The 26266-nt window shown below is 46.5% G+C and carries 27 protein-coding genes; all 27 read right to left on the reverse strand.

From position 1 onward, the window contains the following. Window positions 1-110: 110 nt before the first annotated feature. The 27 genes from HQM11_07645 to HQM11_07775 all read right to left on the reverse strand — a co-directional run bounded on the left by HQM11_07645 (window position 111) and on the right by HQM11_07775 (window position 26266). Window positions 111-890 (reverse strand): hypothetical protein, encoded by a 780-nt coding sequence (locus HQM11_07645; protein MBF0350891.1) that lies wholly within the window; start codon window positions 888-890, stop codon window positions 111-113. Window positions 891-937: 47 nt separating this feature from the next. Continuing rightward, complete coding sequence (locus tag HQM11_07650; protein ID MBF0350892.1) at window positions 938-2929, reverse strand: hypothetical protein; 1992 nt, start codon at window positions 2927-2929, stop codon at window positions 938-940. A 6-nt stretch (window positions 2930-2935) separates the two neighbouring features. Next, a complete protein-coding gene (locus HQM11_07655; GenBank protein ID MBF0350893.1) occupies window positions 2936-3346 on the reverse strand; it encodes a hypothetical protein in 411 nt (136 codons plus the stop codon). A 12-nt stretch (window positions 3347-3358) separates the two neighbouring features. Further along, complete coding sequence (locus HQM11_07660; GenBank protein MBF0350894.1) at window positions 3359-3748, reverse strand: hypothetical protein; 390 nt, start codon at window positions 3746-3748, stop codon at window positions 3359-3361. After that, window positions 3745-4248, reverse strand: coding sequence for a hypothetical protein (locus HQM11_07665; protein ID MBF0350895.1), 504 nt, complete (start codon window positions 4246-4248; stop codon window positions 3745-3747). Before HQM11_07665 ends, HQM11_07660 begins: the two co-directional genes overlap by 4 nt. 388 nt (window positions 4249-4636) lie before the next feature. After that, window positions 4637-5011, reverse strand: a complete 375-nt coding sequence (locus HQM11_07670; GenBank protein MBF0350896.1) for a hypothetical protein — start codon at window positions 5009-5011, stop codon at window positions 4637-4639. Window positions 5012-5022: 11 nt separating this feature from the next. Continuing rightward, a complete protein-coding gene (locus HQM11_07675) occupies window positions 5023-9018 on the reverse strand; it encodes an NUDIX domain-containing protein (GenBank protein ID MBF0350897.1) in 3996 nt (1331 codons plus the stop codon). A gap of 39 nt (window positions 9019-9057) precedes the next feature. After that, window positions 9058-9354: a hypothetical protein gene (locus HQM11_07680; GenBank protein ID MBF0350898.1), complete on the reverse strand. Its 297-nt coding sequence runs from the start codon at window positions 9352-9354 to the stop codon at window positions 9058-9060. After that, a complete protein-coding gene (locus HQM11_07685; protein MBF0350899.1) occupies window positions 9351-9857 on the reverse strand; it encodes a hypothetical protein in 507 nt (168 codons plus the stop codon). Before HQM11_07685 ends, HQM11_07680 begins: the two co-directional genes overlap by 4 nt. 19 nt (window positions 9858-9876) lie before the next feature. After that, window positions 9877-10371 carry a hypothetical protein gene (locus tag HQM11_07690; GenBank protein MBF0350900.1) on the reverse strand — a complete coding sequence of 165 codons (495 nt, stop codon included), beginning with the start codon at window positions 10369-10371 and terminating at the stop codon, window positions 9877-9879. Further along, window positions 10371-10703, reverse strand: coding sequence for a hypothetical protein (locus HQM11_07695; GenBank protein ID MBF0350901.1), 333 nt, complete (start codon window positions 10701-10703; stop codon window positions 10371-10373). The genes HQM11_07690 and HQM11_07695 overlap by 1 nt, the downstream gene beginning before the upstream one ends. A 212-nt stretch (window positions 10704-10915) precedes the next feature. After that, on the reverse strand, window positions 10916-11389 hold the full coding sequence (locus HQM11_07700) for a hypothetical protein (protein ID MBF0350902.1): 474 nt from the start codon (window positions 11387-11389) through the stop codon (window positions 10916-10918). 45 nt (window positions 11390-11434) lie between these two features. After that, window positions 11435-13201, reverse strand: coding sequence for a hypothetical protein (locus HQM11_07705; protein MBF0350903.1), 1767 nt, complete (start codon window positions 13199-13201; stop codon window positions 11435-11437). 74 nt (window positions 13202-13275) lie between these two features. After that, on the reverse strand, window positions 13276-13695 hold the full coding sequence (locus tag HQM11_07710; protein ID MBF0350904.1) for a hypothetical protein: 420 nt from the start codon (window positions 13693-13695) through the stop codon (window positions 13276-13278). Window positions 13696-13781: 86 nt separating this feature from the next. Further along, window positions 13782-14768 (reverse strand): hypothetical protein, encoded by a 987-nt coding sequence (locus tag HQM11_07715; GenBank protein ID MBF0350905.1) that lies wholly within the window; start codon window positions 14766-14768, stop codon window positions 13782-13784. Between the two features lie 10 nt (window positions 14769-14778). Further along, window positions 14779-15060 carry a hypothetical protein gene (locus HQM11_07720; protein ID MBF0350906.1) on the reverse strand — a complete coding sequence of 94 codons (282 nt, stop codon included), beginning with the start codon at window positions 15058-15060 and terminating at the stop codon, window positions 14779-14781. A gap of 90 nt (window positions 15061-15150) precedes the next feature. Next, window positions 15151-15399 (reverse strand): hypothetical protein, encoded by a 249-nt coding sequence (locus HQM11_07725; GenBank protein ID MBF0350907.1) that lies wholly within the window; start codon window positions 15397-15399, stop codon window positions 15151-15153. Between the two features lie 41 nt (window positions 15400-15440). Next, on the reverse strand, window positions 15441-16616 hold the full coding sequence (locus HQM11_07730) for a hypothetical protein (protein ID MBF0350908.1): 1176 nt from the start codon (window positions 16614-16616) through the stop codon (window positions 15441-15443). Between the two features lie 88 nt (window positions 16617-16704). Then, window positions 16705-17529, reverse strand: coding sequence for a hypothetical protein (locus HQM11_07735; protein MBF0350909.1), 825 nt, complete (start codon window positions 17527-17529; stop codon window positions 16705-16707). Between the two features lie 17 nt (window positions 17530-17546). Beyond that, the gene (locus tag HQM11_07740) at window positions 17547-18827 is read right to left on the reverse strand and encodes a DUF4055 domain-containing protein (protein ID MBF0350910.1); all 1281 of its coding nucleotides are present in this window, start codon (window positions 18825-18827) and stop codon (window positions 17547-17549) included. 198 nt (window positions 18828-19025) lie between these two features. Further along, on the reverse strand, window positions 19026-21482 hold the full coding sequence (terL, locus tag HQM11_07745; protein MBF0350911.1) for a phage terminase large subunit: 2457 nt from the start codon (window positions 21480-21482) through the stop codon (window positions 19026-19028). Between the two features lie 555 nt (window positions 21483-22037). Further along, a complete protein-coding gene (locus HQM11_07750; GenBank protein ID MBF0350912.1) occupies window positions 22038-22829 on the reverse strand; it encodes a ParB N-terminal domain-containing protein in 792 nt (263 codons plus the stop codon). After that, window positions 22829-24184, reverse strand: coding sequence for a hypothetical protein (locus tag HQM11_07755; GenBank protein ID MBF0350913.1), 1356 nt, complete (start codon window positions 24182-24184; stop codon window positions 22829-22831). The genes HQM11_07750 and HQM11_07755 overlap by 1 nt, the downstream gene beginning before the upstream one ends. A 166-nt stretch (window positions 24185-24350) precedes the next feature. Next, window positions 24351-24563 carry a hypothetical protein gene (locus HQM11_07760; protein MBF0350914.1) on the reverse strand — a complete coding sequence of 71 codons (213 nt, stop codon included), beginning with the start codon at window positions 24561-24563 and terminating at the stop codon, window positions 24351-24353. 11 nt (window positions 24564-24574) lie between these two features. Next, entirely contained in the window at window positions 24575-25204 is a 630-nt protein-coding gene (locus HQM11_07765; protein ID MBF0350915.1) for a DUF488 family protein, read from the reverse strand. Between the two features lie 69 nt (window positions 25205-25273). Then, complete coding sequence (locus HQM11_07770) at window positions 25274-25729, reverse strand: gamma-glutamylcyclotransferase (GenBank protein ID MBF0350916.1); 456 nt, start codon at window positions 25727-25729, stop codon at window positions 25274-25276. A gap of 30 nt (window positions 25730-25759) precedes the next feature. Next, on the reverse strand, window positions 25760-26266 hold the full coding sequence (locus HQM11_07775) for a gamma-glutamylcyclotransferase (protein ID MBF0350917.1): 507 nt from the start codon (window positions 26264-26266) through the stop codon (window positions 25760-25762).

Here is a 26266-nt window from a genome sequence, read left to right on the forward strand (position 1 = left end):
TCCGTAGTCCTCAGTAGAACCCGAAACATTGCAATGGCCCCCATAATTTTTACAGACGGGGGCATTGTCCAGATTAACTTGATAACCGAACTCTCTGATTTTTCTGGTTGCTATTCTTGACGGAAAATTTTTTTTTCTTTCCTGAGCATTGCACGAAAGTTTCTGGCAAATTCCATCAAATCCTGGAACACCAGTGGATTGCGGTCAATGAACTCATGAAGAACTTCCATGTCTTGAGACTCAGAATCCCCTTGATATACCAACTCCTTACCTTCTGCATCATACAGCCCCTCAAACGACTTGATAGCTCGTTTGGCAATGGCCTGATAATACCGTTTTTCGTTGACCCCTTCATGGCCTGGTAACGTCCCAGGATCGTATTCATTGCGAGGCATCAAATGCCGGTGAAGTATCTCCTGCTCAACCATCTGTGGCAGAAACCGGACAACACACTTGAACGGTTTCATGCCTGTCTGATCAGGGTTTGTTATCTCTTTTGCTCCAAGCAACTCCTGATACGATTCGAGAATCTGCTCAAACAGTCGTGGGTCTTCATCAAGCAGTTGTTCCAAGGAACTGTCAAAGCCCGAAATGGACTCTACAATCAACTTGGCTTTCATCTGCTTGACCCTCGACAGCTTTTCTGGGTTTCTGGAAGTGCTTTTCTCTTTTTTGTCCCATGCGTATTGAATCTCAATGATACGCAAATCCTGATTCCCAATCAATTTCACCCCAGAGCCTTCTGACTTTGAAATGCGAACCACGATGGTTTTGTCATCGCCGTCTGGATTGAGTTCTTTTTTTGCGTTCCTTGGCCCATACTTCAAGGAATGTAACGGAGCATACACCGCCGTCACGGGTTTGTCTTGTGTCGCTTCTGCCATTGCCATGTTATCCTCGAAAGAAATGAATAGCCCCATATTGCAGGGGCGGTTTATTAGCAGTACGCCAGATAAAAAGCTGGAACGTCTGCATCCTGGTATACATTGGCCCTGATGGTCGATGTCGCTTTCTTGTCACCTGCGTCACGGGTGGGTTGCGCCATCGTCATCTTGGGAACGTACACCGACACTCGTCTGCCTTTTACAGCGCCAACGGTAGTCTGGAGACTGGTTGGAGCTTTTGCCAGAGATGCGTATTGCATCGCAAAAAATGAAGGCTTGTAATTCGCTTCCACTTCCAGCGTGAACTCCCGCACATCGTCCTCTGGAAGACCTGCAAAATCATCAAGAGATCGTTCTTCAGCATCAAATGCGATGTTCTTATTGACACCAATTCGCACGGTCTTGGTAGTGAGTTTCGTATCCCCAATCAAGGTCACTACGTCCTTTCTGGCTTGGATAGGAGATGCGTCTGAACCTGTAGGAGTAGGGAAATACAGATCGCAGTCGTCATGATCCAGAATGGCTTTGATTCCACTTCCGGCCATGCCTCGCCATACATTTGCGATGGTGTTGACCGCACTGGTTGTATCCCAATTGTTATAACCATAAACCCCAGGGGACTTCTCCACAAATCCACCGCTTTCACCCACCATGATGATTTCGCTGGTGGTTGGATTTTTAACCGTGATGTAGGGGTTGAGTCTGGTACAATCCAGTAATCCGATGGTTCCCTTGGTGGCAAAATACGCATTTGCGCTCGCTGGAGAAGTAATCAACGGCGTGGTGAGTACCAGACTGTCAACGGTACAATTGGCGTCTGTCCAGTATTGGTTCCCGTCAATATAAACCGGAATTCCTGCTGCTGGTGCGGATGCCAGTGAAGCCAAAGCGGAGTCTGTTACAGCAACGGAGTATTCACCTGCGGTTCCAGTCGCCAGAATCACACCATCGGCTTCGGCTACAGTGAATTTCCAGTTTCCAATGCCGTAAACTGTAATAACAGCATTGTCCAGGACTGGAAGTGCCAAAGGCTCTGCCAGGTTCAATGCGGATACGCTTCCGGCTGCGGTCACATAATAACGATCACCACCTGCATGAGCAATTTTCACAATCAACCCTGCGGGAATTGCCACGGTAAGATCACCTGCTGCGCCATCATCGACACCGACCGTCATATCACCTGCGGATGCGGCAGTATCGGCTGCAATCGTTCCCCCGGCAATGAACACAGTGTTGATGCTCGCATAATCAGAAGCAATCGGGTTCAGCCGGTTGCCCATGAAATTTGCCTGAATCCCAGAGAACACACCCAACGCACCAATCTCAAAACTGTGCTGGAGGTATCCATCGTTGCCTGCTTCCATGTTCCAGGACTGCACAGCCATAGACGTTACCAGGTCGGCTGCGATGTCGGACTGTGACAAAAAGTTTGCCAACGGGGTACGGACAGAATCGTTGAACGTATAAACCACTGGGCCTGCTTCCACCACATCTCCATTCTGCGGAGTGCTGTCCAGATTGGCATTCAGGGTAATCGTGTTTCCACTGATGGCTGCGATATGTCGGACTGAGGAAGAAGACGTGCCCACATAAACCGGCATCCCTACAGCCAAACCTGTTGCGCTGGCCACCACGAATTCCTTGTCGCTGGTCACTGAAGAAATCGTGGTTGTCCCCACTGGGCGTACCGCTTTTTCGGTAAAGAACATGCTCAGAAGCTTGTCCTCAATAGGCAACGAACCTGATGCTAAACCTGTGGGCTTGGCATAGATTGGGGCAGTTTGGGTCAATGGCGTAAAACTCCCGTAATCTTTTTTACGAGGGTCTTTGGACGCACTGGCTTCGTTATTTTCCAGCTCTGCCTGTTCTTGTGAAAATGCGTTCAAGTCACGCAAAAATTTGATGGCATCCCCACCTCTGGGGAACATCGTTTCGACTTCAAACCTACGGGTCGGGTCGTATTGTGGTCTTAAATAAAACTGTTGTCGTTTGACGTTGATCGTTGCTGATGATCGTTGAGCCGATAAAGCCGGTGTTCCCATCATTACCCCCTAAAGATATATATTGAGGTTATACAAAAATGCCCGATGTTCTATCGGGTTCCGCCCTGTGAAAGGGACGAAGCTTTTAAGTTCCAAGACAAATTCTTTATCGAGATCAAACCCGTACAATAACTGGTTGAACTCATCAAAAGATGACAGCCAATCTATTTCTGCCAAAGCAGGGTTGTATATCATTAACAGCACAGCGTTTTCCACGTTCGCATACGGTGCCGACCTGCTCTCCGCACTGTTGAATGATATTGTTCCAGGGTAACAATAGGCTGTTGCTACCGACCCAAGCGTTTCAACCCCAACATTGGTGATGTCAATATAGGGATACGCCAACTTTGAAACAGCCTTATAACCTGTAAGACTGTTGATAAAGTCTACCAATGACACAAGCACATCGAACGGGTTCATACGCACACTCCGTTATTTTTCTTCATAATATACTATAAAAGTCGTTATGAAAGCAAATACCTTTTTCCCATTGATGGTAACAACCTCCGGTTGCTTGATTGGCCCTGACTCACAAATCACATAATTTACCCTGTAATTGGTCAAAACGTCTTGCTTCAGATGATGCAACTCTGAGGCTATAGCTCTGCTGTTTGCATGGGCGTTAGTGAGTGATTCGTTTCTGGTTGTGATGTAAATACGGGAGAAAATAAGCTCTGGGGCGATGCCTTTACTCATGATTTCGGTAATCATGGTACAATTGGAAACATCCTCTGGAAATAAATCCGCAAATAAGTTCATCCCCAGTACCGTTCCGGCAATTTTGGTGCTGATGTAGTCTGCAATTTCTTTGATCAAAGTCATAATGAGAACGCTGAAAAGGTGTCATCAAATATTTCTTGAATGTCTTTTTCGTTTTCTTCAATCGCTCTGGCGAGAAATTTACCACCCACTCGAATGCCTTGTGCCTTGACGGATCTATCCTTTTCTACGGACAGTTTTCCAAGTCTTCTCACACCATCAATCGCAAAGTTTGTCCTGGCTTCTCCGGTCTGCGGATCTGCTGAATAACCCGATTCTCCAATTTCAAGAGTCTCATGCTGGAGATAGGCGTAATCGCTGGCCTTTCCACCGAACTCTACCATTGCCGTTGTGTCGAGTCCCTGCCTATGTGCAGGCGTCACCTCATAATCGTACATCAATGTGGGAGCCAATTCAGGATTCACAGGTGCCCGCCTTGATGCTTGATCCCCAATATATTCGGCGACCGTTTCCACCGCTTTCACAATAGCGTTTTCATGCGCTCGGATGATTTCATCCATGTGGGCCACATACTTTGCTAAGTTGGTGAAAGCAATAGACATATTGATCCTCGGATTATCCGAAACCTGGACGATAAATAAAAAACTTACCTGATGGCTCGTATATTTTTCGGAATATTTGCGGTTTACAAGGGTATCTTTCCGCATTACTCGTGGTTATGATCCAATCCCCTGGACACACCACATGGCCTCCATCATTGGTATCTATCCACCCATGTTTTATACTAGGATGGTCACATATTAGACAAATATCTGCATGTTGGCGTGGTATTCTGAAATAGCGAACCACTGCTCCTTCTGATAGGAAGAGTTCGCCATGTTCATCCTGAATCCATTGAGACCCGTCTTGCGGATGATCACCATTTTCAAACCATTGATGCGCTTCAAATAAGACCATTTTATCCAAGTCGTTGATATGGTTTACTTTTAATTAAACATTTATCATAAACCCAGTGAGTCTCTGTCGGCGTTCCTCGGAAAGGCTTGCTAAATAAGCTTGCCATCTCTCCCATTTGGCCACCAGTTCTTTGTCTTGTTCCTCTATTTCTACCACATAAATCTTCTCACCTGAACTTAATTTTAACTGATAAGAAATTTTATTCAGTTTGGTCAACTCCTCCACCTCACTGCAATGTGTGTGCTGATGCTCTGTGCCGAACGCTTCACCCCAGCAAAAGAGATTGCCTTCCAGGAAGTCACCCATGCCGATTATCATAGGAAAATTGTCCACATGGAACAACATTCCCTTCGTATTACATTTTTCCACAAATTCACTCTTCAGTTCTTCACCTTTGAACGCTGCCATCGTCCTCCGCTTTATAAGGGTTTATTATTTCCATAAAAGATCATGGATTTTACAGGTCTGCCATCTGGCATTTCAGTTATGCCATGGTTTTTGAAAACTTTTAACAATTCTTCTGCTTCATACTGTGAAAGACACACAAACGCTTCCACTTCGTCAAAAATACTAAGCGCATTCTTAACCATGAACTCGTTACGCCGTGAATTTTGCTTGTATTTCTCCCATTTTTCGGGCTTAAAATCCTGTTCATAATGAGAAGCACCCTCATACATCCGACCATAATTGTCACCAGAATAGGCCACCAAGTCCATGCGGGATAATACTGACTTTTTTAGTCTTATCTGTGATCGCCCATTATCAACCTTGTATTGATTCTGCATCGTAAAAAACACATAATTCGCTCCACCCGTGTGCATATCTGTTTCTGGGGATTCTCCACCGCTCAAGGGGATTCCTTTACGGAGCCGTTCCATCGTGCAGGTAAAATCTCCACCCTGGTCAAGGAAATAACCAACCAACTGGTCTAGTTTGGTTTCGGTGTAATGACTAAGACTTTGATCCTTGAAACGCTCCTCTGCGTCCTTTTTGGTGAAATCCCACCTGTACCGTTTATTCCACCCGTCGCCAAAGTGGTTCACCTCTCCTTCTGGGTTATACCACTCAGGATAGGGCTCATTGGATGGCAAGTCAATCATGTGTGTTAAAGCCACGTAGCCTTTCAGCTCTGCAACCTTTTTCTGGTATGACCAGTCAGAGTTGTTAATCTCAGTGATCACGGGGTGCTTATCACCAAGTTTGTGTAACCCTTGCATCAAATACAACCACTCCTTGAACTCTTTTGGCGTTTGGCTCATGTCAATACCCATCTCGCCCATGAATCCAACAATTTCCTTGTAAGCGTTGTCGTTGAATTCTCCATTATATTTCAGCTCAACTTGCCCCTCAAAAGCGTAAAACTTGTGTTCCCCTCGTCCCTCTGTATCTATGCTAAAGTCTTTCCCGTGATACTTACCATAGTAAGTGGCTTCAACAGCCCCTTTTGTCAGGACAACTACTTTTTTATTTTTGTTCAGCCGGAAAGCATTTGTTTCTGTTTCCTTTGCATAGCCTTTTATTATCTCTTTAGCTTTGACCTCTTTAACCTCCGTTTTCACCTGAATGGTTTTTACACCATTAGGTGCTTCCATGCTTTCCTTCCGCAAATAGGCGGAGTAGATCCCCATCATAGCCCCATCCTCCAGTTCTCGTAAAATACTCAAGTAATAAGTAGCCATTGCAGAGACTTCTTTAGGCAGATCGGGATTCCTGGACAATCTTGTCAAGTCGGAGGTAAGCTCTAACGCTGCGTTTATTTTGGCCATTGATGCGGAATCTCTGCCTTTACTTAAAGTTTCCATTGCGGCAGAGATGGTCGGCCAGAAAACATCTTCTTCCAATAGTGTTTTAGGGTCATACGGCTTGTTTCTCTGAGCCTCAACAAAGTCTGACACACGCTCCGCACCTTTCTTGGTCAACTTGAGCTTAATCTTCGTTACAACTTTATTGTCCATCGTCTTTTCTTCCCACCAAAGAGTATTGGTGTCCTCAACCAAATCAAGGTCACTGCGCACGTTCTTACCCACAATACGGGCCTTCTTTACTTCGGCAACAATACCCTTGATGTCAGACGACTCGATTTTCTGCATCACATCGCTTGGGGTGGCTTGTTTCATCACCACATACGAGCCTAGCATTGCAATCAGTTTGTGTTTACGGGCAATCAGGTTATTTATGAGTTCAGTATCCGTCCCGAAACCGGCTTCTTTGCATAATGCTTTCAGTTTGGTGTCTGTCAATTTGGTGAGTTGATTGACATACTGCTTGGCGTTTTTTTTGGTGAATTCGTTGAACACCGGCCCAAACACACTCGCAGACTGGTGGTTCATTGAGAGGTTCAGTAAGGTATCAAACGCCGAAGGATCAGGCCCATACGCTTTGGGGCCACCCTGCGCTCTGAACCGGAACGAACCGCCTGAATCAATCACAATAAATTTGCCATCTTTGTTCTGAAGCAGGTTATCCATCGACAACCCGACTACATCCCAGTTTTCCACCAGTCCTGCAACAATGTGGTGCTTGGCCAGCTCATTGTTCTGGTTCCATGTCTTCTTTCCACGGAGGTCAATGGAGGTCAGCCCCTCCTCATAATCCGTCAGCAATAACATCCGTCTTCCTGTCCCTGCGTTATGGATCAGTCCTGGCGGTGGCATGACTGAGATAATCCTGGATTTCGGAGCTTCCAATCCAAATGCGGACGCAATGTTCTGGGCCAGTATTTCCGATTTTGCCTGCATGGTGTTGGCGTAAAATTTTCCGTAATAGACTTTCCCAGTGTATTTGTTGATGAATTTCCCGCCTGGATTGCTGCCTCCCTGGGAGCCTGGCACAAATTCCAGAGAATCTGCCAGGTGGTAACGTTCAATATAATCGTTGAGCAATTTGTGATCTATTTCCATGTTCAGAAAGTCCTTGAGTCTTTCCTTGGGAACAAGTTTCACCCTGGCTGCTTCCCAGTGGGCATCGGCGGGGTCGCCTCCTGTACGAACCGCCTTGTAATACCTGGTTTTGGTTGTTCCACGTTCATAATCACCCACAAATCCCGTGATTTTGACATTGAGACCAGACTCTTCATACGCCTCTTTCATAGCGTTTTGCTGCATCGTCAGATTAGGCTCCAGTTGCCCCTTGGGGAAGGTATGCTCAATGCCGCCATAATGATCTTTTGGCTCAAAAATCCATATCCGTCCATCCGGTTCCTCAATAATAACCCCTGTGGAGGTTTTCTTTTCGGGATGTGGCACAAATTTCGGTTCGTCAATCTTGTCCAGGATATTGCGAAAGTCTTGAGGCTCTTCATGCCCAAACGGGATACCATTGAGACTGATGGAGGAATGCTCCTGAAGCTTGCTGAACGACACAAACACAGTGGGGTCATTCAGACGTTCCTGCATGGAGTTCTTGTATTGCAAATCTTTCTCGATTTTTTCTTCGGCCTGCGTTTTTAAGCGTTCCTTGATTACCTCGTCCGGTCTGTCGGTGACAGTGCTTCCTCCCGACTTTGGCATTTTGGGAGGTTTGTTCGCAGCCATATCTCTGACGGCCTTATTCCTGTCCTGGATGATCTCTTTTGTCATACCAATAGAGTGATGACAGTTCGGGTGAAAAATCTCGTTACTGGGCAATGCGTTGAACATGGGCAACCCGAATTGTTTGGCTGCGTCTTCTGTTAGTGCCACCCTTTTGCCCTCCCAGAACTGGCATTCATCCTTGGCCCCTGTGAAGGTAATCTGTCCTACATCAAACCCACGCTCCAAAAACCGTTGTGTTTTTGCTTCCCGATTGATCCTGGCATGATACGTATTGACCGCCATCTTGGTATAAGTTTTAAGATCCCACCGCTTGCCGTTTCGGTCTACAAACTCAAACCCATCCTGGCTTTTAAGCTTCTTGTATAACTCCTGGATGATTTTTTGCTGAGGTTGGCCCAGTGCTGTTCCTTCCCGAATCGCCTTGGCGAATTCTTCACGCAGAAATTTGACGGCACTCTCTTTCATCTGCATGGTTCGCCCTGCTATGTCAGTAAACACTTCCTCCGATATGAGCTTGAGCTGGCGCACCATCACTTGCGTCATGGGGATAGGTTTCCCTTCTCCCAATTCCTGCAAATTCATGTCAGCCCACTCCACACCCATGTTGAAGCTTTCTGGAACGAAGGAATGTACCCAACGTGTCAATTCTGGATAGGTCTTGGTAAGGGCTTGCTCCAGGTACTTGAATTTCCCGAAGGCAATGCCTTTTTGGTACGAGGTGAGTTTTTCCTGGGTGAGAGCGATACTCAACCGCTCATAGGCTTTCTGGAGGATTGCTTGCAGGCTTTCGGTATGCGCTTGAATCGAGGCCATGCCCTGCGACCAAGACTCTTTTTTCCATTTTTTCCAAACTGGAGACTCGTTGATCTGTTGTTCAGCCATTATCCAGTCCTTTCATTATTCCGTTGCAGGTTCATTTGCTCAATACGCACATTCGATCTTGTATCCAATGATACGCTCCCCATTACTGACAGGGGTCACGGAGTTGACTTGATAAGTTTTTGTGTTATGGATGACCTGATATTTTTTTTCAATATCCAGCTCGCTGATCAACTTCTCGGTAATGAACAGAACCACACCTTGCGAATGCAGAAACACGCATTTCACATTGGATTGGACGACTGCAAATGTTTCATCCCCCTCATAAAACGACTTCACACGCTCTTGTATTTCCAGTTTTGAATTCAACTGGAATCCGTTTTTAATATCGGAAATCATACTCGGCTCAAGCGGTTTGACGTGGTAAATACTGCCAGTGAAAACACTTCACTGCTCCTCTCCAGAATTTTGACGGCAAAGGGGCTGGTATTGTCCATTTCATCTATCAGACTTTCCACGTCCACCGTGGTAGACAGATCGCCTATGGTCTGAGTTCTGGTGTGTTTTTGCGATCCGTAAAACTGACTATACTCCAATATATGCAATGCCTGGATAAACACAGCTTCTTTCACCGCTTCGGGATAGGCGCCATTCCTCGGATATTCCAGGGGTTGGTTGTAAACGTCTTTGTAAGATTGGAGGGATTGCCGTTTAAGGTAGCTATTGATGGTCGCTGAGGCTCGTATCAGCATATAAGACTTCTGATAGGTAGTGGATGGATCGTCCTCAATCAACTCCTCATACGCAGTGACACCTGGCATGTTGAAATACTGACTGACGTACTCACTCACCTCATCGACAGTGGCTAAAGAATTCACTCCTAAAATCAACGGGGATGGCATACGCTCTCATAAGCAAATGTTACACGATGACTGCCTCAAATTCTCCAGAGAATTGAACCAGTTTATAATCTTCAGGATGCAGTTTAATTCGGGTTGTACCCAATGGCAGATCCAGTTTGTCAAATACAACCGTCCCTTCTCCGGCCACCATGTTGATATACGTTCCAAATATGTCCATTCCAGACCTGTTCCGAACTATGACATAAAACTCGCCCTCAAATGCTGGGACGATGGGGTCTGTATCAACTGGCCCTGTGCGGATTTTTAACGAAAACGTGACTGGGGTCTCTCCAATCCACCATGTGCCATCCGGCTTTATGTGTTCCGCAGGCACAGTGATGTGCAAATAGGGTCTGGAATCTACAGGAATTGTTTTCAGAATATAGTTATTGCCCTGCCCGTCCACCGCAATGCTGTCGTATGGTTCTTTGGGGACACTCCTGATCGTGGCACCGTCTACAATACTGAAATAATCTTTACCGTTTTCCTGGTACTCTGTGATGGTGATTCCCATTACACGCTCCATTCGGCATACATCAACGCCCAATCCGTTTTATTTTTTGAACCCATGACCTCTAATTTACAGTAAAACTTAAAATGGGCTGGCAAGGTTATTTTACATAACCCGCAATCCATCATATGACTGTCTGCTTTCATAATAACGGTTACAGGACTCAGCCCGTCAATCGTGACACGGTATTCGATGTCTCCTGATCGTGACGCCACGGTTAATTCAACCAGATCCCCTGTCACGTTGTTCAATTCAATAAGTGTCACCCAGACATCTTTGTCTACGTCTGACAGACTGACGACTTTTGGTATTTTTGCCGGATAAATTTTTGCCATAAGCTGCTCTGGATTCCCATAATTCAACCAATCCGTGTTATTCGCTCCTGTCTTGAACCAAATTCCTGTACTGCACAGGATAATGGACGGAAACGGGAGGTCTAATTCCTCTGTTTCGGGATCTATAACATCTTCCAGAAAATGCAACAGGTTGTTTTCTGATCGCCCTAACGCGATTCCTCTCTCAAATTGACTGGCACGGGTAGTTAAACTCATGAGGCAAACCGTTGCATCGTTTCATTGATCCATGCGGAAGGATCACTACCGCCATACGGACTTATTCCATACTGTTGCAGTCCATAGCCGTATATACCTCCAGCCCAGGATTCTTCTGTGCGTGAGTGTTCCACTTTATAATCGCTTTTGTGGATCCGTTTAATGATCCAGACTCCGGTATCTCTGACACCCACCAGGAAATAATTCAGATTGCCGAAAATGATTCCGAACCGGACAACCCAATTATTATTTTTGACTTCGATCACATCCACTGGACTCACCTTCGTCCACTCCGTGTTTCCGCTCCCTGTTTTGACATAAATGCCTGTGGCATTCATCAACACGGACGGAATAAGAGCTGAATAACCCAAGCCATCTCTGGGATCGCCTGGGGCTTCAGTATAGTGCATCTTCGGGTTAATATACTCATTGTTCAGCGCAAATGAATCTGCTACAAGGATTGTTTCCATAAAAGTCCCATCGTAAAGCCCTCCCGAAAGAGGGCTGATAAGGATTTACAGCAATTTAACCGCCGTAACGGAAACATCAGTGCCCGTTTCAGCCGCAGTAATGCTCAGATTGACCGCCTGGGCGTCACCTGTTCCTGACAAAGCACACGATACCGCAGACAATAGCTTTGTCCCAGCGCTGAAAACAGTCGCATACAACGTGTCATCAATGACGGTAGCAATGGTCGTACCCGCACGGTTATGGGACACCAGAATTTTGGTGGCATAAAATTTACCGGAGGTTGAGTTATGCGCTGCAAGGGTGAACTCCATGGCCCTGTAGTCCTTTGTCAAAAAGGAGAACACGGTGGTTGGAGTGTCCGCAGCAATTCCGGTCACATTGTCCCGTTCCAAGCGGTCTTTGATACCTGCATCCAATGCGCTCAAATTCTGGTTCACGCTATTGGATGTTGAAACGAACTCCGTAGAACCAATATGGGCATTGGTACCGATAGCTCTATCCAATGCTTCCAGGTTTGCCCCTACATCATTGGCTGCGACTAACGCACCAACGGTTCTGGTGGTTGGAACAACATCGTCACCCAGGTAGGTATCCAGTTTGCCCAACTTCGCAGAAACGGAGGAGTTGACAACCATTACACCAGTTGTTCGTCCCTTGGGGGTGCCCAGTTCGGTGTTTGTCCCGATTGCAGCATCCAGTTTCTCGATATTGGAGTTCACATCCTGGTCACTGATCGGGTTATTGGTACGGGTTACAGGAACTACTGCATCCCCAATCTCATCACCCAACTTAATCAATGCCGATTTGACGGTTTCTGTGTCGGAAAGAATATCATCCGCACCAGCAGTCCCGCCAATGGTGCCAAGACTTGTAGCACCTTGAGCGGTTCCCAAAGATGTGTTCACAGCATCAATGTTGCCGTCCAATTTTTCAATGGCTGATTCTACGTCGTCTGTATCAGCAACATCTCCTGAAGCAGCAGCGTAGACAGAAGACAGACCAATCTCATCAGCAACCCTTGGATTGAATGGAACAGCTTTTACAGTTCCAGCAGCCACATTCGTGACGACCACTTGATAAGTATCTTCACCCTGATCTGGACTTGCAGGAAGATAATTATTGATTACAAAAACATCTCCAGATCCCAATGCATCTACAGCAAGTTCATACTCACTGGAACTGTTGATTTGCCACAGTTTCAGACCTGCTGCATTGCCAATACCAGACAACACATATTCCCCAATTTGAGGAGCCGTGACGGTTGTATTGTCATCATCGGAAAATTCAATCGTGCTTACCGCTGTTCCTTCAACTGAATCAGAAGCGGCGGGTTCCGCACTCAAAGCAGAGGACAGAGTGATGAAAGACGTTCCTGAGTTAATGGATTCGATGATTTTGGCTGCTTCCACTCCAACCACCACACTCATACCCACTTTCAAATCACTTACATCAGCAACTTTGAAAGTGGTGTCGGTGTTCGCCGCATCATCAACAACTGTTGTACTTGGAGAAGCAACAATATCATCTCCAGTTCCGATAACTACAATTTCAGCTCGCCAACGTGTTCCTGAAGAAAGGTTTGCTACCGCACTGTCAACATAGTCCTCTGTCGCTTCTCTACGCCATGCGGTATCACCAGCAGCATATTTTATCCAAATTTCCCCATTTGTGCCTTGCCGATGGTACACGGAACCGATTGGAGCTGCGAGACCTGCGCCCTGACTTGGATCAACCGATCCAACAAGGGATTGCGTGTATAACAGACCATTTTCAATTTCCAGTCCATATCTTATTCTGAATGGTGCGCCCATAATATCCCCTTATCCATAAGGTGTTGTTAAAAAAACGCCAATCCTTGCGTTAAAACAATTCTGCCAACCTTATTTCATTGCATGGTTAATATTCTAGCAAACTTTACGACCAAAGGCCAACTGGAATAATTTCTGAAATACACATTCGTCATGCTCCCTTCCAACTCAGCATATACCTCATATTCCATGATCTCACCAAGGATTCCATACTCGCTAATGAGGATAGAATCCATGTTTTTGAAGCTTCTTACCGAAGTGAACCTGTTATAAACGGTCTCGCCGGTTTCATCGGTCACAGTCTGTTGCAGGACAGCATTCCACTCGACCAGCAAAAAACGGGATTCAATTGAATCTACGAGGGCAATTAGTCCAGGCAACACATAAGAATTATAGGTCAGTAACCCCTGAACTACTATATCCTCTGTTGGTATCTCACCTGGAGTAAAAACCTCAGAACGGTACGCTTTACCGCCAACACCAAACGACCTGACCATTCCCACCAATCTTAAAAAGTGTGCCTCTGTCGGTACAGTGGGACGCAAAGATTGGCAGAAGCAATCCCACCGAACCTAAGAGGCAGCTATTGTATATAATTTTCATCGGGAACCCATGCGCCAATGCCTTTGGCCACAAACAGGCCACCACCGACTGACATGATTTCGAGGTGGAAAAATAAAGCTGTGGCGTCTGTGGAGTAGGTACCACCAGGCTGCGTTTCATTGATTTTGTCCGTTCCCACTGTTTTTATCGTAATGAATTTGGAACTTGTTTTGACAATTGTGATCTTTTTACCCGTCACCAAATTTGCGCTGGGTAGAGTAAACGCAATATGGTTCTCAGCCCCCGTGGTTGTCAATATTTTGTGGTCAAAATCTTCGGGCAATATGGTATAATCTGTGACGAGATTATCCACAATCAATGGCTTACGCACGTCCTGGAGTAATATTCCTGAAACACTTGCGGGAATGCGACCTGACCCGTCAAGAACCACGATTCCATTTGGGTTATTTGCCACGGCATTTGTTCCTGTCCCACCCTGGTCTTGAGAGAGCGGAACCAAGAGACCGAGTAAAGAGGTAATGTCTGAGTTTATGCCACTCTTTGCTCTGGAATAATCTGTGGGGAGGTTTTGTAATTGGCTGCCATCGCCATCAGGTTCCAGGAAAACGGAACCGGCATCTGTGGTTTTTAACACTCCCACCAGGTTTTCACCGGATAATATCGGCAATTTACCTGCTCCATCGGTTTTTACCAGTTGGGAGATGCCGTTGAATTGCTCTAGCAATGCACCTATGGTATCCAGACTGATCGGAATGGTGATGGTGATATGGGTTAGTTTCTGACGTTCTGAGGCAGTGATACCAATGCCACCAGCAGGCGGTTGAATCATGTCGGAATGCGCTGTAACCAAGCCTGTGCCATGTCCGGCTCCCGCACTCTCATCAATATTGGCTTTATCGCCTTCTATGGACGTGATTGCGCCATCTTGAAACCGCAATTCAGTAACGAGCGTCTTGCCAGTTTGGGTTTGGTCGGAAATATATATTCCTGCACGTCTAGTCCCCATGAGTGCTGTCTCAGTAAATGATTAACTGTAAAGTTCTGGAAGGCTCAATAGACCTGGCATAAAACATGGTTTCGCCTTTGCTGACGAGGGGCTTTTTGTCAAAACCACGATACTCGAACGCACCCACCACCACATAAGGATCTGAACCTGCATTCGCTTTCAATTCCCAGGACGTGTTATCCTGTAATCCTGCTTCAAACCCCAGTGCGTAGTCAACTCCCTCCGGCAAAACAATCGGATAAAATTGGTCATTGCTCACTGCATAGGTTTTCGTTTGTCTGAATACATACATTTTTATCCTTTGATAAATGCCTTATACTGAATGCCAACAAGTACAGCAAAACTTCACCAAAAAACACACCAACAATGACGATTAAAATGTTCACTGTTCACTGTTTGATTGGGAAGATGGCAGGATTTGTTCAGACTCGTCCTTTTTCTTCTTTTTATTCTGCTGTTCCCGCTCCTTTTCGGCAATTTCCTTTTCTCTGCGAGCAACTTCCAACTCTCTCGCCTTCAGTCTGTCATCCCATAAAATATGCTTTCCTGGGATAAAATCCCTCTCATTGATAACACTGAACTCATCAGGGTTTCTGGGATTGACAATTTTCAATACACTCATGGATGCCATTGTAACTCCTGCATGAAAAAGGGGCATTTAGCCCCATTTTGTTAAACGTCTCGGCGCAGCAAACATGCCAGATTTGGCTCAACACACTTTGTCCCAAACAGGACATCGAGGGTCACAACCACTTTGGCACTTGAGTCATTATAACTCAAACGTGAGCGGATAGAGAGGTTGGTTTGTGGGTCGGTAATGACACTCATGCGAGCGCCAGCACCGTCACCGATTTCGGGAAGGGGTGCCATTGCCAAAGCAAAAGCGTTGCGGTGGAACATCATATTTGCATAAAAGCTGTCCGCATTAGTGGATGCACCTGGGTCAAATGTCACCACAGCATTGTCCAGATGATTTTGCACCAGATTGGGGAAGATACCGATTGTTCCAGCACCACCCGTCAAGGTCACATTGGATGTCACAACATAGCGTTGTGAATTCCCTGCGATCACGAAGGAATCACCGGCTTTCAGCGTTTCACCACCCACAGCGAATCCGTCCACGGCAATGGAAGAAGCACCTTTGGTTGCAGCACCAACTAACGCACCCGTGTTGGTTCCTGAGATCACAGTACCAGAGGTGTGTTGCTTGATGTTCTGGTTGCGGAATAACTGAACGCCAAAGCGTTGCGCCAGGGTACCACGTAACAACGCATCCAGGTTCTGCCCGTTTCCGCTCACGCTGGCGTTCGACATCCAGCTTTGCGGTAAATATGCAGCCTCAAGAAACGAATCAATCGCAAAATGAACCATGTTTGTTTGTGCGTCAATCAACGCACCCGCATTGTCCACCAGGACTTTACGGCAATTCACAACATCTTGTTCGTCAGGAGATGCTTGCCCGTCAATTTGCCATGGTACGTCAATATAACGGCCCATCAATGCGGAATCGATATAGTTTGCCAGCGCATACGCAGCAGGGGCGATATGCTCCTGAATCACTTGATCAGTTGTGTAGGAAAGCTCAAGGTCAGTCAACCCGAATTTCACTTCTTTCCACTGGTCAAGGGTCACGTCAATCATGTCTGTTTCAAGATCCTGAATCGTTCCTGATCCACCCTCGTTTACATCGAAGCTTCCTGGTTTGCGGATCTGGATTGTTTTCCCTTTTTGCCCTGTAGCCTTGTCATAACCTCGGTACACACGGTTGGCCATGCCAAGCGATTTGTACAAAATCATCAATGCTTCTTGTGCGTAAAACGTGGGGTTGTATGCGTCAATCTGGTTCATATTGCCTCTATTGAAAGGAATTAATTAAATTGAATGTAATTTATCAAGTCCTCTCTCCGAGAGGAAGGAATCTCACTGAGAATCCGAATCAAGAGCCTAAGATGACTCTTGTGCCTGCTTTCTGGGCCTGCTCTTTGGCCGCCCAGTATTTTACTGGATTCTTAGCGTCTTCTTTAGTCAGGACAATCCCGTCCGTTGTACGCATGAAACCATTGGCCCCCTTTGCTCCGCCACCTGTGGAGGGGAGGAACAGATGCTTGGCATTCTGTGCGAGTTCAGTCATCCACTCTTCAGGCGAAAGCAAATCATTGCCATTGCGCCCGTACCGTTTGTTACCCGACTCATCAACCGCATAGAGTTGTCCTTCATCGGATACTTTCCAGGAGCGTTTTGCCCTGGCCATGATGTCATCAATAGCGTCCTTTTGCGGGACTGCCGTGTCATTAATGGCTTTTTGCAGTCGGGTCTCCAGCCTGGTTTCCGAAAGCTGGGACATGAACGCTTCACGTTCCTTTTCCGCCTTTTCCGCTCGTTCCAGCAATAGTCGTGTCTGATTCTCGTGGTCTTTTTTCATGATGGATGTGCGCTGATTGAACAACTCCTCAAATTTTCCCTGGTCAATCAATTGCTTTTCCGCAAACTCTTTTTCTCTGGACATCAATTCCTTGGCTTTCGCAGGGTCTTCAATCCCGTCATAACTTTTCAGCCGTTCTTCCAGTTCTTTCTGAGTTTTCAACAACTTTGTGTTGTTTTCCCTAAATTCATTGAGCTTTGTCTTTTCTACAAACCCAGGGGGTACGCCTTCGAGTTGCAGTGTGTATTTTTGGGCACCATCCACCTGTATTGGCGCATAGAGTTCCCGAAGTGCCTCAGGCACATTTTCTAAAGTTTCTACGATTGCTGGTACCGCCATAAGTCTCCTATGGGCCGTTAGTTATTAGTCCAAACCACATCCGCAGGCGTAGTCTGGTCGTTGAATTGTGATGATCCCTGTTTTGCCGTCTTCAAAAGGGCAGCCTCGGAATCCAGGTCAAAATCTTCAGGATATATCTCACCCTGATTCAAATTATACGTCAGGGTATCAAACGAAATAGCCCCGTTTTGCCATGCTTGCACCAATGCTGATATTTCCTGAGCAGTCAGTCTGTCGTTCAAAAAGTCTTTAGGAATCATCACCGATACTTCTGTGGCATCGCCTAATTCCCAAGCCACCACATCCTTCAATACGTTGGCCAGCCCTACCTCTGCTGTTTTCACGATATTGGCTAAAACACTGGTTTGTGAGCTGATCCGCAAGCGAGCGGTCTCGGCTGTTTCGACCTGGTTGCGTTGCTGTTCAATCAGTTTTGCCCCCAGGGAACTCATTGCGTCTTTTTTCTCTGCCATAGCCATGTGGAACAAATCACCGCCACTGGAAGAGTATTCCATGATCCCGAACTTTGCATCCGCATGTCTGGAAGACCATAACACTTCTGGCCCAACTTCGGTGGGCTTCTCGTCCATGTCAATTCCTACCGCCCAGGGTGTCCCTGCTGCGAGGATATGGAGTTTTTGTTCAAAATCCGCACTATTGCGGTAATGCGCCAGGTTGAGATAAGCCAAATCCAGCATCGGAGGCTTCCCAGGAACGCACCCGATGTCACTCACACCAAAAAACGTGAACGGAATATGATCCAGGGGATGTGCCATGCGGTTGGGCATGATCTCTTCACTAACCCACTCACTCTTACCGTTATTCACGACTTTAGTCCAGATTCTCTGCTTATAAATCCCGCCATCCAGGAATAATTCTCTGTACCTGGTCTGTATAGCAACCTCATACGGATCAGTGGCCGAATGTTCCCACGATCTTTCCTGGAGTACCACCAATTGCACAACTCCGTAATCCGCTCTCCAGTTGACAATATCCTCGGCAAGAAAACTTGCCAGATAGAGATTCTCACCATCCACGGAACGTTCCACAAGGACACCACACCGTCCTGTGATCAAGACCTCATGCAGTATTTGGCTGATATACCCTTCAAGGCTCACCCCTGTCAAGGTGACATCCTGTTTCCAGTCTTCCAGTTTGGCAGGCAGGGTAATTACGGGTGTTTTTCTGGTCACAAGCCCGACTTTCCCATGCACCGTATGGGCGAAGGTTCCATAAAACACTGCCCGATCTTTGTATCTGGTATAACGTTCTTCATCCTGGTTCGTCAATTTAGGCAAATAGTCTTCCCCCTTGGACTTGACAGCCCCTTCACCATCATAGCAGTCTCGGCAAATGCGGTATTCTTTTATCCGTCTTTGGTATTCTGGGTGAATGGAATCTATAGGCATAATTTTTTATTTCTCATGCTTGAATATTGGCTGATTGCGAAATCTGCACTTAATTTACTAAATAAATGCAGATAAAGCAAAAAAAATCTACAACCCTGATAAACGACCGACTGATAATGACCTCCCAGTTGAGGAAGCAACCATCTGATATGCACCTGAAACACAGTCGATCTGGTCATCATTTGCATCTCCTGCTCCGGTGAACACCTGACACTCATTCAAGAAATCATTGATCCACGTTCCACGCACCAGCTTCACCTTTCCCGCTTCCGCTCTAGTGATCCAGGGGAGCGACCTGGTGAGCTTGTCTTGATCCGGCCTGAATCCCTTGATGCTAATTCCTGCCAGCGTCCGGTCATCCAGCAAATCATCAATGAAGCCTTTCATCTGTCCCGCTTCTTCGATTCCCACATGGATCCGCTCATTGAGGGCGGTTTGCGTGATCGTCTTTCGGACTTTGGGCCATTCATCTCTCATCCGGATCATGTCTTTGATATAAATAGTGCTGTCTCGCCCTACCGCAAGAGCGCACGAAGCCGTAAAATCCGCAGTTTTTCTGGCTGAAACCGCCAAGTCCCAGAACCGTACCCATTGCAACCCGTCCGGCAGTTCGTTGGAGCTGATGATATTAAACCAGCCACGCTGTATTCGTGCCCCTCCTGCTGGGGCAGGTTTCTGTTGAAACAACGCAGTCCAATCGTAGATACCAAGCGTTGAACGGACGTGTGCCAGGTCGAATTCGTTCTTAAAATCCGGCCACAATGGTTCACCCTCGATTCTTGGGTCATCGGGGTGTTTTTCAGCTTCGCAAATTGCTGGGAAACTGAGAATTGTCCATTTTTCACTGTTAGCATCCTGCGTTTGTTGCTTGATCACTCTTCCGGCAAGGTCGTCTTCATGCCAACGTGTCATATTGATCAGGATGGAGGCTCCTTTTTGCTGTCTGGTGTAAAAGGTGGAGGTGTACCAGTCCCAAATACTCTCCCGAACCGTCTTGGATTCTGCCTCTTCTCGGTTTTTGATGGGGTCGTCAATAATTCCATGGGTGAATCCATGCCCAGTGATACCACCGCCCACACCGGCTGCCTTGAACACTCCCTCATCCTCAGTGAGCCATTCTTCCACTGCGGATCGTTCCTGGGAGAGCCTTGTCTTGAAAATTGCCTGATAAGTTTCGCTTTGCAAGATTCCACGAACCTTGCGACTCATCGCATTGGCCAATCCCTGTGAGTATGAGGCCATTATCACCTGGCTCTTTGGAAGTCTGCCTAAAATCCAGGCTGGGAGCCTCCTGGAGACTAGCTCACTGTTATGTGTTGGAAGCATACTCTCCCCACATAAAAACATCTGACTGGGTGAATCGACTTGGATACACACGGTGTCTGCCATCCCCGCAGGTTCAAAATCAAGAAAACGGTGTTCTCTTTGTGGATGAATACAGAGACTCTTTTTTCTTGGCAAACGGGCTGCATCCGGCATATAAAACAGTACCCGATATTTCAGGCTGATAAATCGCCCGTATAGCGTAGCGTCCCCTGTAATCAAGGATGCTTTGTATCCTAACGAATTTACAAGTTGCCTGACACACTGGGCCAAATTATGATTCACCGAAGTGAATTCGACTTGTCCTGTAGGTGACACATATCCATCGGTATCAATCAATCCCTGTAGAAGACTGAGCCTCTGTTCTTTACTCCCTCGCAGGTATTCAGCAGGGATGTGCTTGTTGCCTAATAAGCCCATTGCTCTTAATTGCTTTTGTAAGCCCAGAACCCCAAAGTTTTTCCGATCTTTATGACTCCTGATTGGATACCCTGATCTTTGTATCTCAGAACGTATGAATTCCTGATCTTCGTGTACTCCTGACGTAATAAACCCTGATGTGGTACGTCCATCTCCCAGCCAGACCCCTAAAACATACGGGGGAATGTTTAGTCTTTTTGGAGGAAGTTCTAAAGCTCCTTGCCGTTGCACAAGGGGCTTCCTGTAATCCTTCATGTTTAATGTTCGCTGATACAACTCTTGAGTATTATAAACCCGATACTTCTTATGCTTCCTGCAAAGACGAACCACCCAATCATGTTCTGAATCTGCAACAATAGAGTCTCCATCATCTGTTGTAACACGGTAAACAGTCCGACTGGTGAAAATCTCACTTCTGGCAACCACTGCACAAATTGCCCCTGTTTCATCAAATACCTTATCGCCTGGAACCAAATCAACAATTCGCTTATACCCGTCTGGGGTTGGAATGGGCGTATTCACCTCAAGAGCCTTCCCATGTCGTGGGGGCATGAAAACCATAAGCCGTTTAATCTCCCCATTTGCCCAGCGTTCCAGGTACCGGCACAGCACTTTATGGTGCCAGTTTGCCTGGTACTCAGGGAACGTATATTTCACGAACTCAATCAGCTCCCGTTGAGACATCTCCTGGTTGATTTGGGCCTTCAGTTTCTCTGGCATTGTCTTCAATGCTGCTTCTAAGAGCTGCCAGGAATTCTGAGGGGACGTTGGCGAAGTCAAATTTAATCCCTGCGGCCTCATTCTTCTCTCCTACAAAGTTCAATTCTTTCAATAATGCCATTTTAAGGGACTCAGGGATACTGTACCCATGTTTTTCAAACTCTCTGGCCGTCTCCAAAGCGGTCATCTGCTTTTCGTACACATGATCCATGAATGTTTCAGGAATGTCCGTTACGTTTTTTCCGAAATTGAGGATCTCAATTGCGGCTCGGAGTTTCACAGAATCGTTCTCACTGCCCAGCAGATTGAACAAGGTCAAGCCTGCCAGGTGTTTTTTCCCTTGCAGGGTACGGATCGCTTGTCTTCTGCACTGTGAGGCGAACTCCGCAACGCCTTGGTTGTACCAGGTCGTTAACTTCCATTGACTCAAGGTGGTGGTGGAAATGCCAAGCTTTTCTGCTGTTTTGCGATGGGAATCAACACCGAAGAAACCCAGTTCAATCGCCTTCAACTGGTTCTCTGTGAGGACTTTTTTGATTTTTTTCTTTGGTGTTACGTTTTTTTTCATATTATTACGCCCATTTTCGGATTATCCCAACCCAATAAAAAACTTTCTTATCAGTGGCTTTCGGTCTTTTATTCTGCCAGTCTTTGTTCTTCTTCCTGTTTTGCTCTGGAAATGATCTCTTCCGACACCTTTCTGCCCAGTTCCGCCCACTCCATCAATTGCAGAAAAGAGACTGCCGTATTTTTGATATTGAACTCCTTTTTTATGCCTACCAGCATCTTGAAAACCTGGTCATAGGCACCCATGGCGCATAAATAGTGTTGGTTACAGGCTAGATTGAACCTGGCATCCTCTAAAAGCCCATCAAAGCGTTGCAATTCTTCTGGGAGGAATAGGAGTTGCACCGTCTCGAATGCCACTCTAGCGTTGTTCAGCGCAGAGAAATTGATCTTTTCCAATTCTTCCACCAGGGAAGAGTCCAACCCAGCCCTGATCTTGGAATCGAGGTCTGTGATCTGATCCCACAAGGATTTGAGAATCTGATTGTCGTCCTGTCCAACAAGTGCGTTGTGGGCGAGCTGTTCCGCAATCTTTTTTGATTTGCTCAGGTCGGAGCGGTACAAAATCAGTATTTTCTCAATCCCAGCGTCTTTCGCCGCCTGAACTCTGTGGTTCCCTGACAATACAACCAGTCTGCCATCTTTTTCCAGATGGCATAATGGCACGGAAGACAAAAACCCGTCCTCCCGAATGTTGTTCAGCAAACCCTGGTACTGAAACTGGTTCATATACCGGGCATTCTCATCGAGCAGGGTGAGGTTCCGTGGATTGGCCACCGCAAGTTTGATTTTGCCGCCGAGGGTTTGATTGATAACATCAATCGCCTGATTGAGGTTCGGATTTCCCATGTCAATTTGCATTATTTACTCCTGTGATGTTTACACCATTTCTGCAATGCCTGTTTCAAGGTCATTTGCCCCATAACGCCATAGTAGTTCAACACATACGGATGATCCTCGTCCTGCTGTTCCTTTCTGGTAATCAACTTGTAAATCCCCCGATATTTCATGGAAACCGGATTTTTGGAGAATGCTGTTGTGACAGTATAATCGAACTTGTTCACCGCCTTGCGCTCCATCATAGTCTGGAACTCTTTGGACAAAGATGCCAGTAGCACCAGTTTTGACAACCGCTTATACACGGTATGATTCACCGCCATGTCACAAAGCAAATACAAGCTGTTTTCAAGTGGTTCTCCATCCTCATTGTTCATCGTCAGTGTCGGGAGTTCAGCACAAATGACTCCAATAATCTTACTGTTGACCGTGACCAGGAAATTGAACGTACCCCCTGAAAACTTGATTGTTTTTTTGAGGTAAAGGGTGCGGATATAATCCACAACCATGGAGTTGCTGAGAATTACTTGCAGATCATCATCAGGGTTGATTTCATCGGAGATGTGCATCTCATACGGGCATTTCCCCTTGTGGGTATGGAACCCCAGGTAAAAACTCTTTTTGGCGATGTTGCTATACAGGTGGATGGTCAGAGACCGCTTATCCAATGCTGATATGGGATCTCCCAGAAAATCATATTTACCATGCAGTTCATTTTCGGAATAAATAAACCACCGCAGGTCGTCCCGTTCAACTATCTTCCGGTAAAACGGCTCTGGAGAATCAAGGGAGGTGTAGGTTGGAGGATCCCATTTCAGGATCGTATTGAGCCACTTATACATCCGCTCGTATCCACCGCTATAGGTCGGAGCGTAGGTCGTGACTGTGGCACCTGTCGGCAAGTCATCCAACATTGCCATGGCATCTCGCCCATGAAATTTGGTGAGCTTCATCTGGCTTTTTCTGGTCTCAAGCTTCTGGATGGTTTGCTCCACAAGCGAATCCCACGATTTGACGTAGGCGTTCCACATTCGCTGTTTGTAGGAATTATTCAGGGCATGATAATCGGCCATATCAAGCAGCAGCATGACCGTTGCGGCCATCCGTGCAGGAGTATTGAGGTAGTCCTGAATGAACGGGACTTTGCACTCGGCATCCACATATTCCAGGCTGAACGGCTGATCGTTGAAGTACCAACCCAGGACACAGGAATAAATTGAGACATCACAGGAATGAATTTCCCCCTTGTAACCATTGAGGGATAGAACGGTTTCTGTGGTAAAGTTACCACAGCATAAAACATACAATTGTTCACTGAACAGAGGTATGTATTTTGTGAGGATTTTCCGGAATCCCTCTGGGACTACACCTTGAAACATATTGCCTTCCACAAAAAACTCTGATACTTTTCTACTTCATGCGAAGGTAGGGTCAATGCAGACCGCCATGCTTCCAGCATGGAAGTCCAAGTGCAAATCTTGGCCTTCGCTCCACCCTGTCACAGTTGTATCATAGTCCGATCTGGATTTCAACCCACCTTTCAGTTCAGGTTAATCGTTTAACTGCAATCTCAAACACCGGCTTGTCATCCTCAAAAATTTTGATTGAGTTTCCCTGTTTGACGATATGCTCTGCTACGGCAACCAGCGCATGGATTGTGACCTCCTGCTTATCCGCTCCAAACGAACCTGTTTTCAGGATTGATCCGGCATAAATCTTACCCGTCATCGGGCTGGTGGCAATGTGTATTTTTTTCATAGAACTGTCTCCTAAAATAAACTCATTTGTTCCGCTTTTTTTGACCACCCACTATCAAAAGAAAATTTTATTTCCTTTGGTGGTGGTGGAGTGTCCCTAATTTGTACCTCTACGACCCTCTGCACAGGCGTAGCGGTTCCTATTTCAGGAATCTGTTTATTGAGATGTAGAGCCAAAAATTCTGCCAATACGCTCCGGTGGCAATCTTTCGGATCTTTCTCGCAACAGTACAGTACAGCTTTCTCTCCATACTCCCTGACGTATTCCATCACATCCACCTTACTGATCTCATCCAAATACGCCTCTCGCCAAGGTTTCCCTTTTGAATTGCCTTTCAATAACGCATAGGAAGGCGCACCCACAGGGGTTTTCAGACCTCTCCACCAGTGCTGAGGGGAGCGCATGACCGCAATCTGCGAAAACCCTCGGTACTGTCGGGCGTCTTCCGCACTCTTTCCTTGATAGTGAGTGACATACTCACATTTCTCTAGCAGAGAAAATTCCTCATCAGTCAATTCTCTGCTTTTCAAGTTCTCTCTGGCAACGATCTCTAAAAAAGCACTACCACCTACAATCTGGCCTTTGTAGGTCAGCAGTCCCCGACACCAACATTTTTCGATGTATTCTCTAGCCGTATTCATATCGACCTCCTTTAATTGTGATAAATCATGATTTACCTTAGCATGATTTATCATGTTTTGCCAGTTTTTTCAGGGTTGCCAAACGCCAGATTCAATTTTTTTCAAGGCTCTGTCTTTATTGCCAATCACGTAAATCCAACAGGTTTCAATCCCTCCTGTCTCCGTGACACACTGGGTCAACACTCGCTCATAATGACTCGCACCGTCGTAACGGTAGCCTTCCAGCATGTCCAAACTTTCTAGCTGATCCCAATCATCGAACGTGACCAGTTCCCCAAAAATTCTCGGGTTCCCATATACCGGCAACTTGCAGGCGGCTTGCAGGAGTTTAAGATCAGCCTCCCGCACTGATCCCTGGCCTATCACCATCTTCCATGGGATAGAGGCATAAGGCAATGACCAACTCCTGAACAGACTCCCATGCACTGAAGCCTTCTCAATCTTTGATGCCGACTCGCAAAAACGGTGGTTTCCATGCCCTCGCTTCAATGTTCCATACACAAACACTTTCAGTTTATCACTCATTTTCCTCTCCATTAAATTTTTGGTTATTATTTAAAACGCCACTCCATCATAACGTTTCTTTTTCCACCAAAGTCCCGCCTGCTCATACCGGCCATGATTCCGGTCATGATCCCAACCGACTTTCAGGGTGGGGGTTTGTTTCAGCCATGAGTAATATTCCTGACTTAAAAACGGTTCTCCTGCCAAGAGGTGTTCCAGATACTCGCGACTCGGCTTGAGGCCATACTCGGTAAAGTTGGCGATATATGTTGTCAGTTTGCCCTTGGCAAATGTCACTCGACTATAGTGACCACCTGCAACGCCTTCATACCCGTCCAGAATCTCAAAGTCTTCCGGCCCTATTTCATAGACAACCCCTTCCACCACATTTTTTCCAGAGGGGATGATGTTGGCATACCCCTCTCCAGTGAGGGATCCTACCTTGTTGAACACCAACCTGTACCCGTTGAGGGTAAGCGGGGACGCTCCCCCTATTTTGATGCCTCGGCTCCTCATACGAGCCATGTCCATATTGGAGCCATACGCAAAATACAACAT

Source organism: SAR324 cluster bacterium, from assembly GCA_015232315.1.
Classification (GTDB): domain Bacteria; phylum SAR324; class SAR324; order SAR324; family NAC60-12; genus JADFZZ01.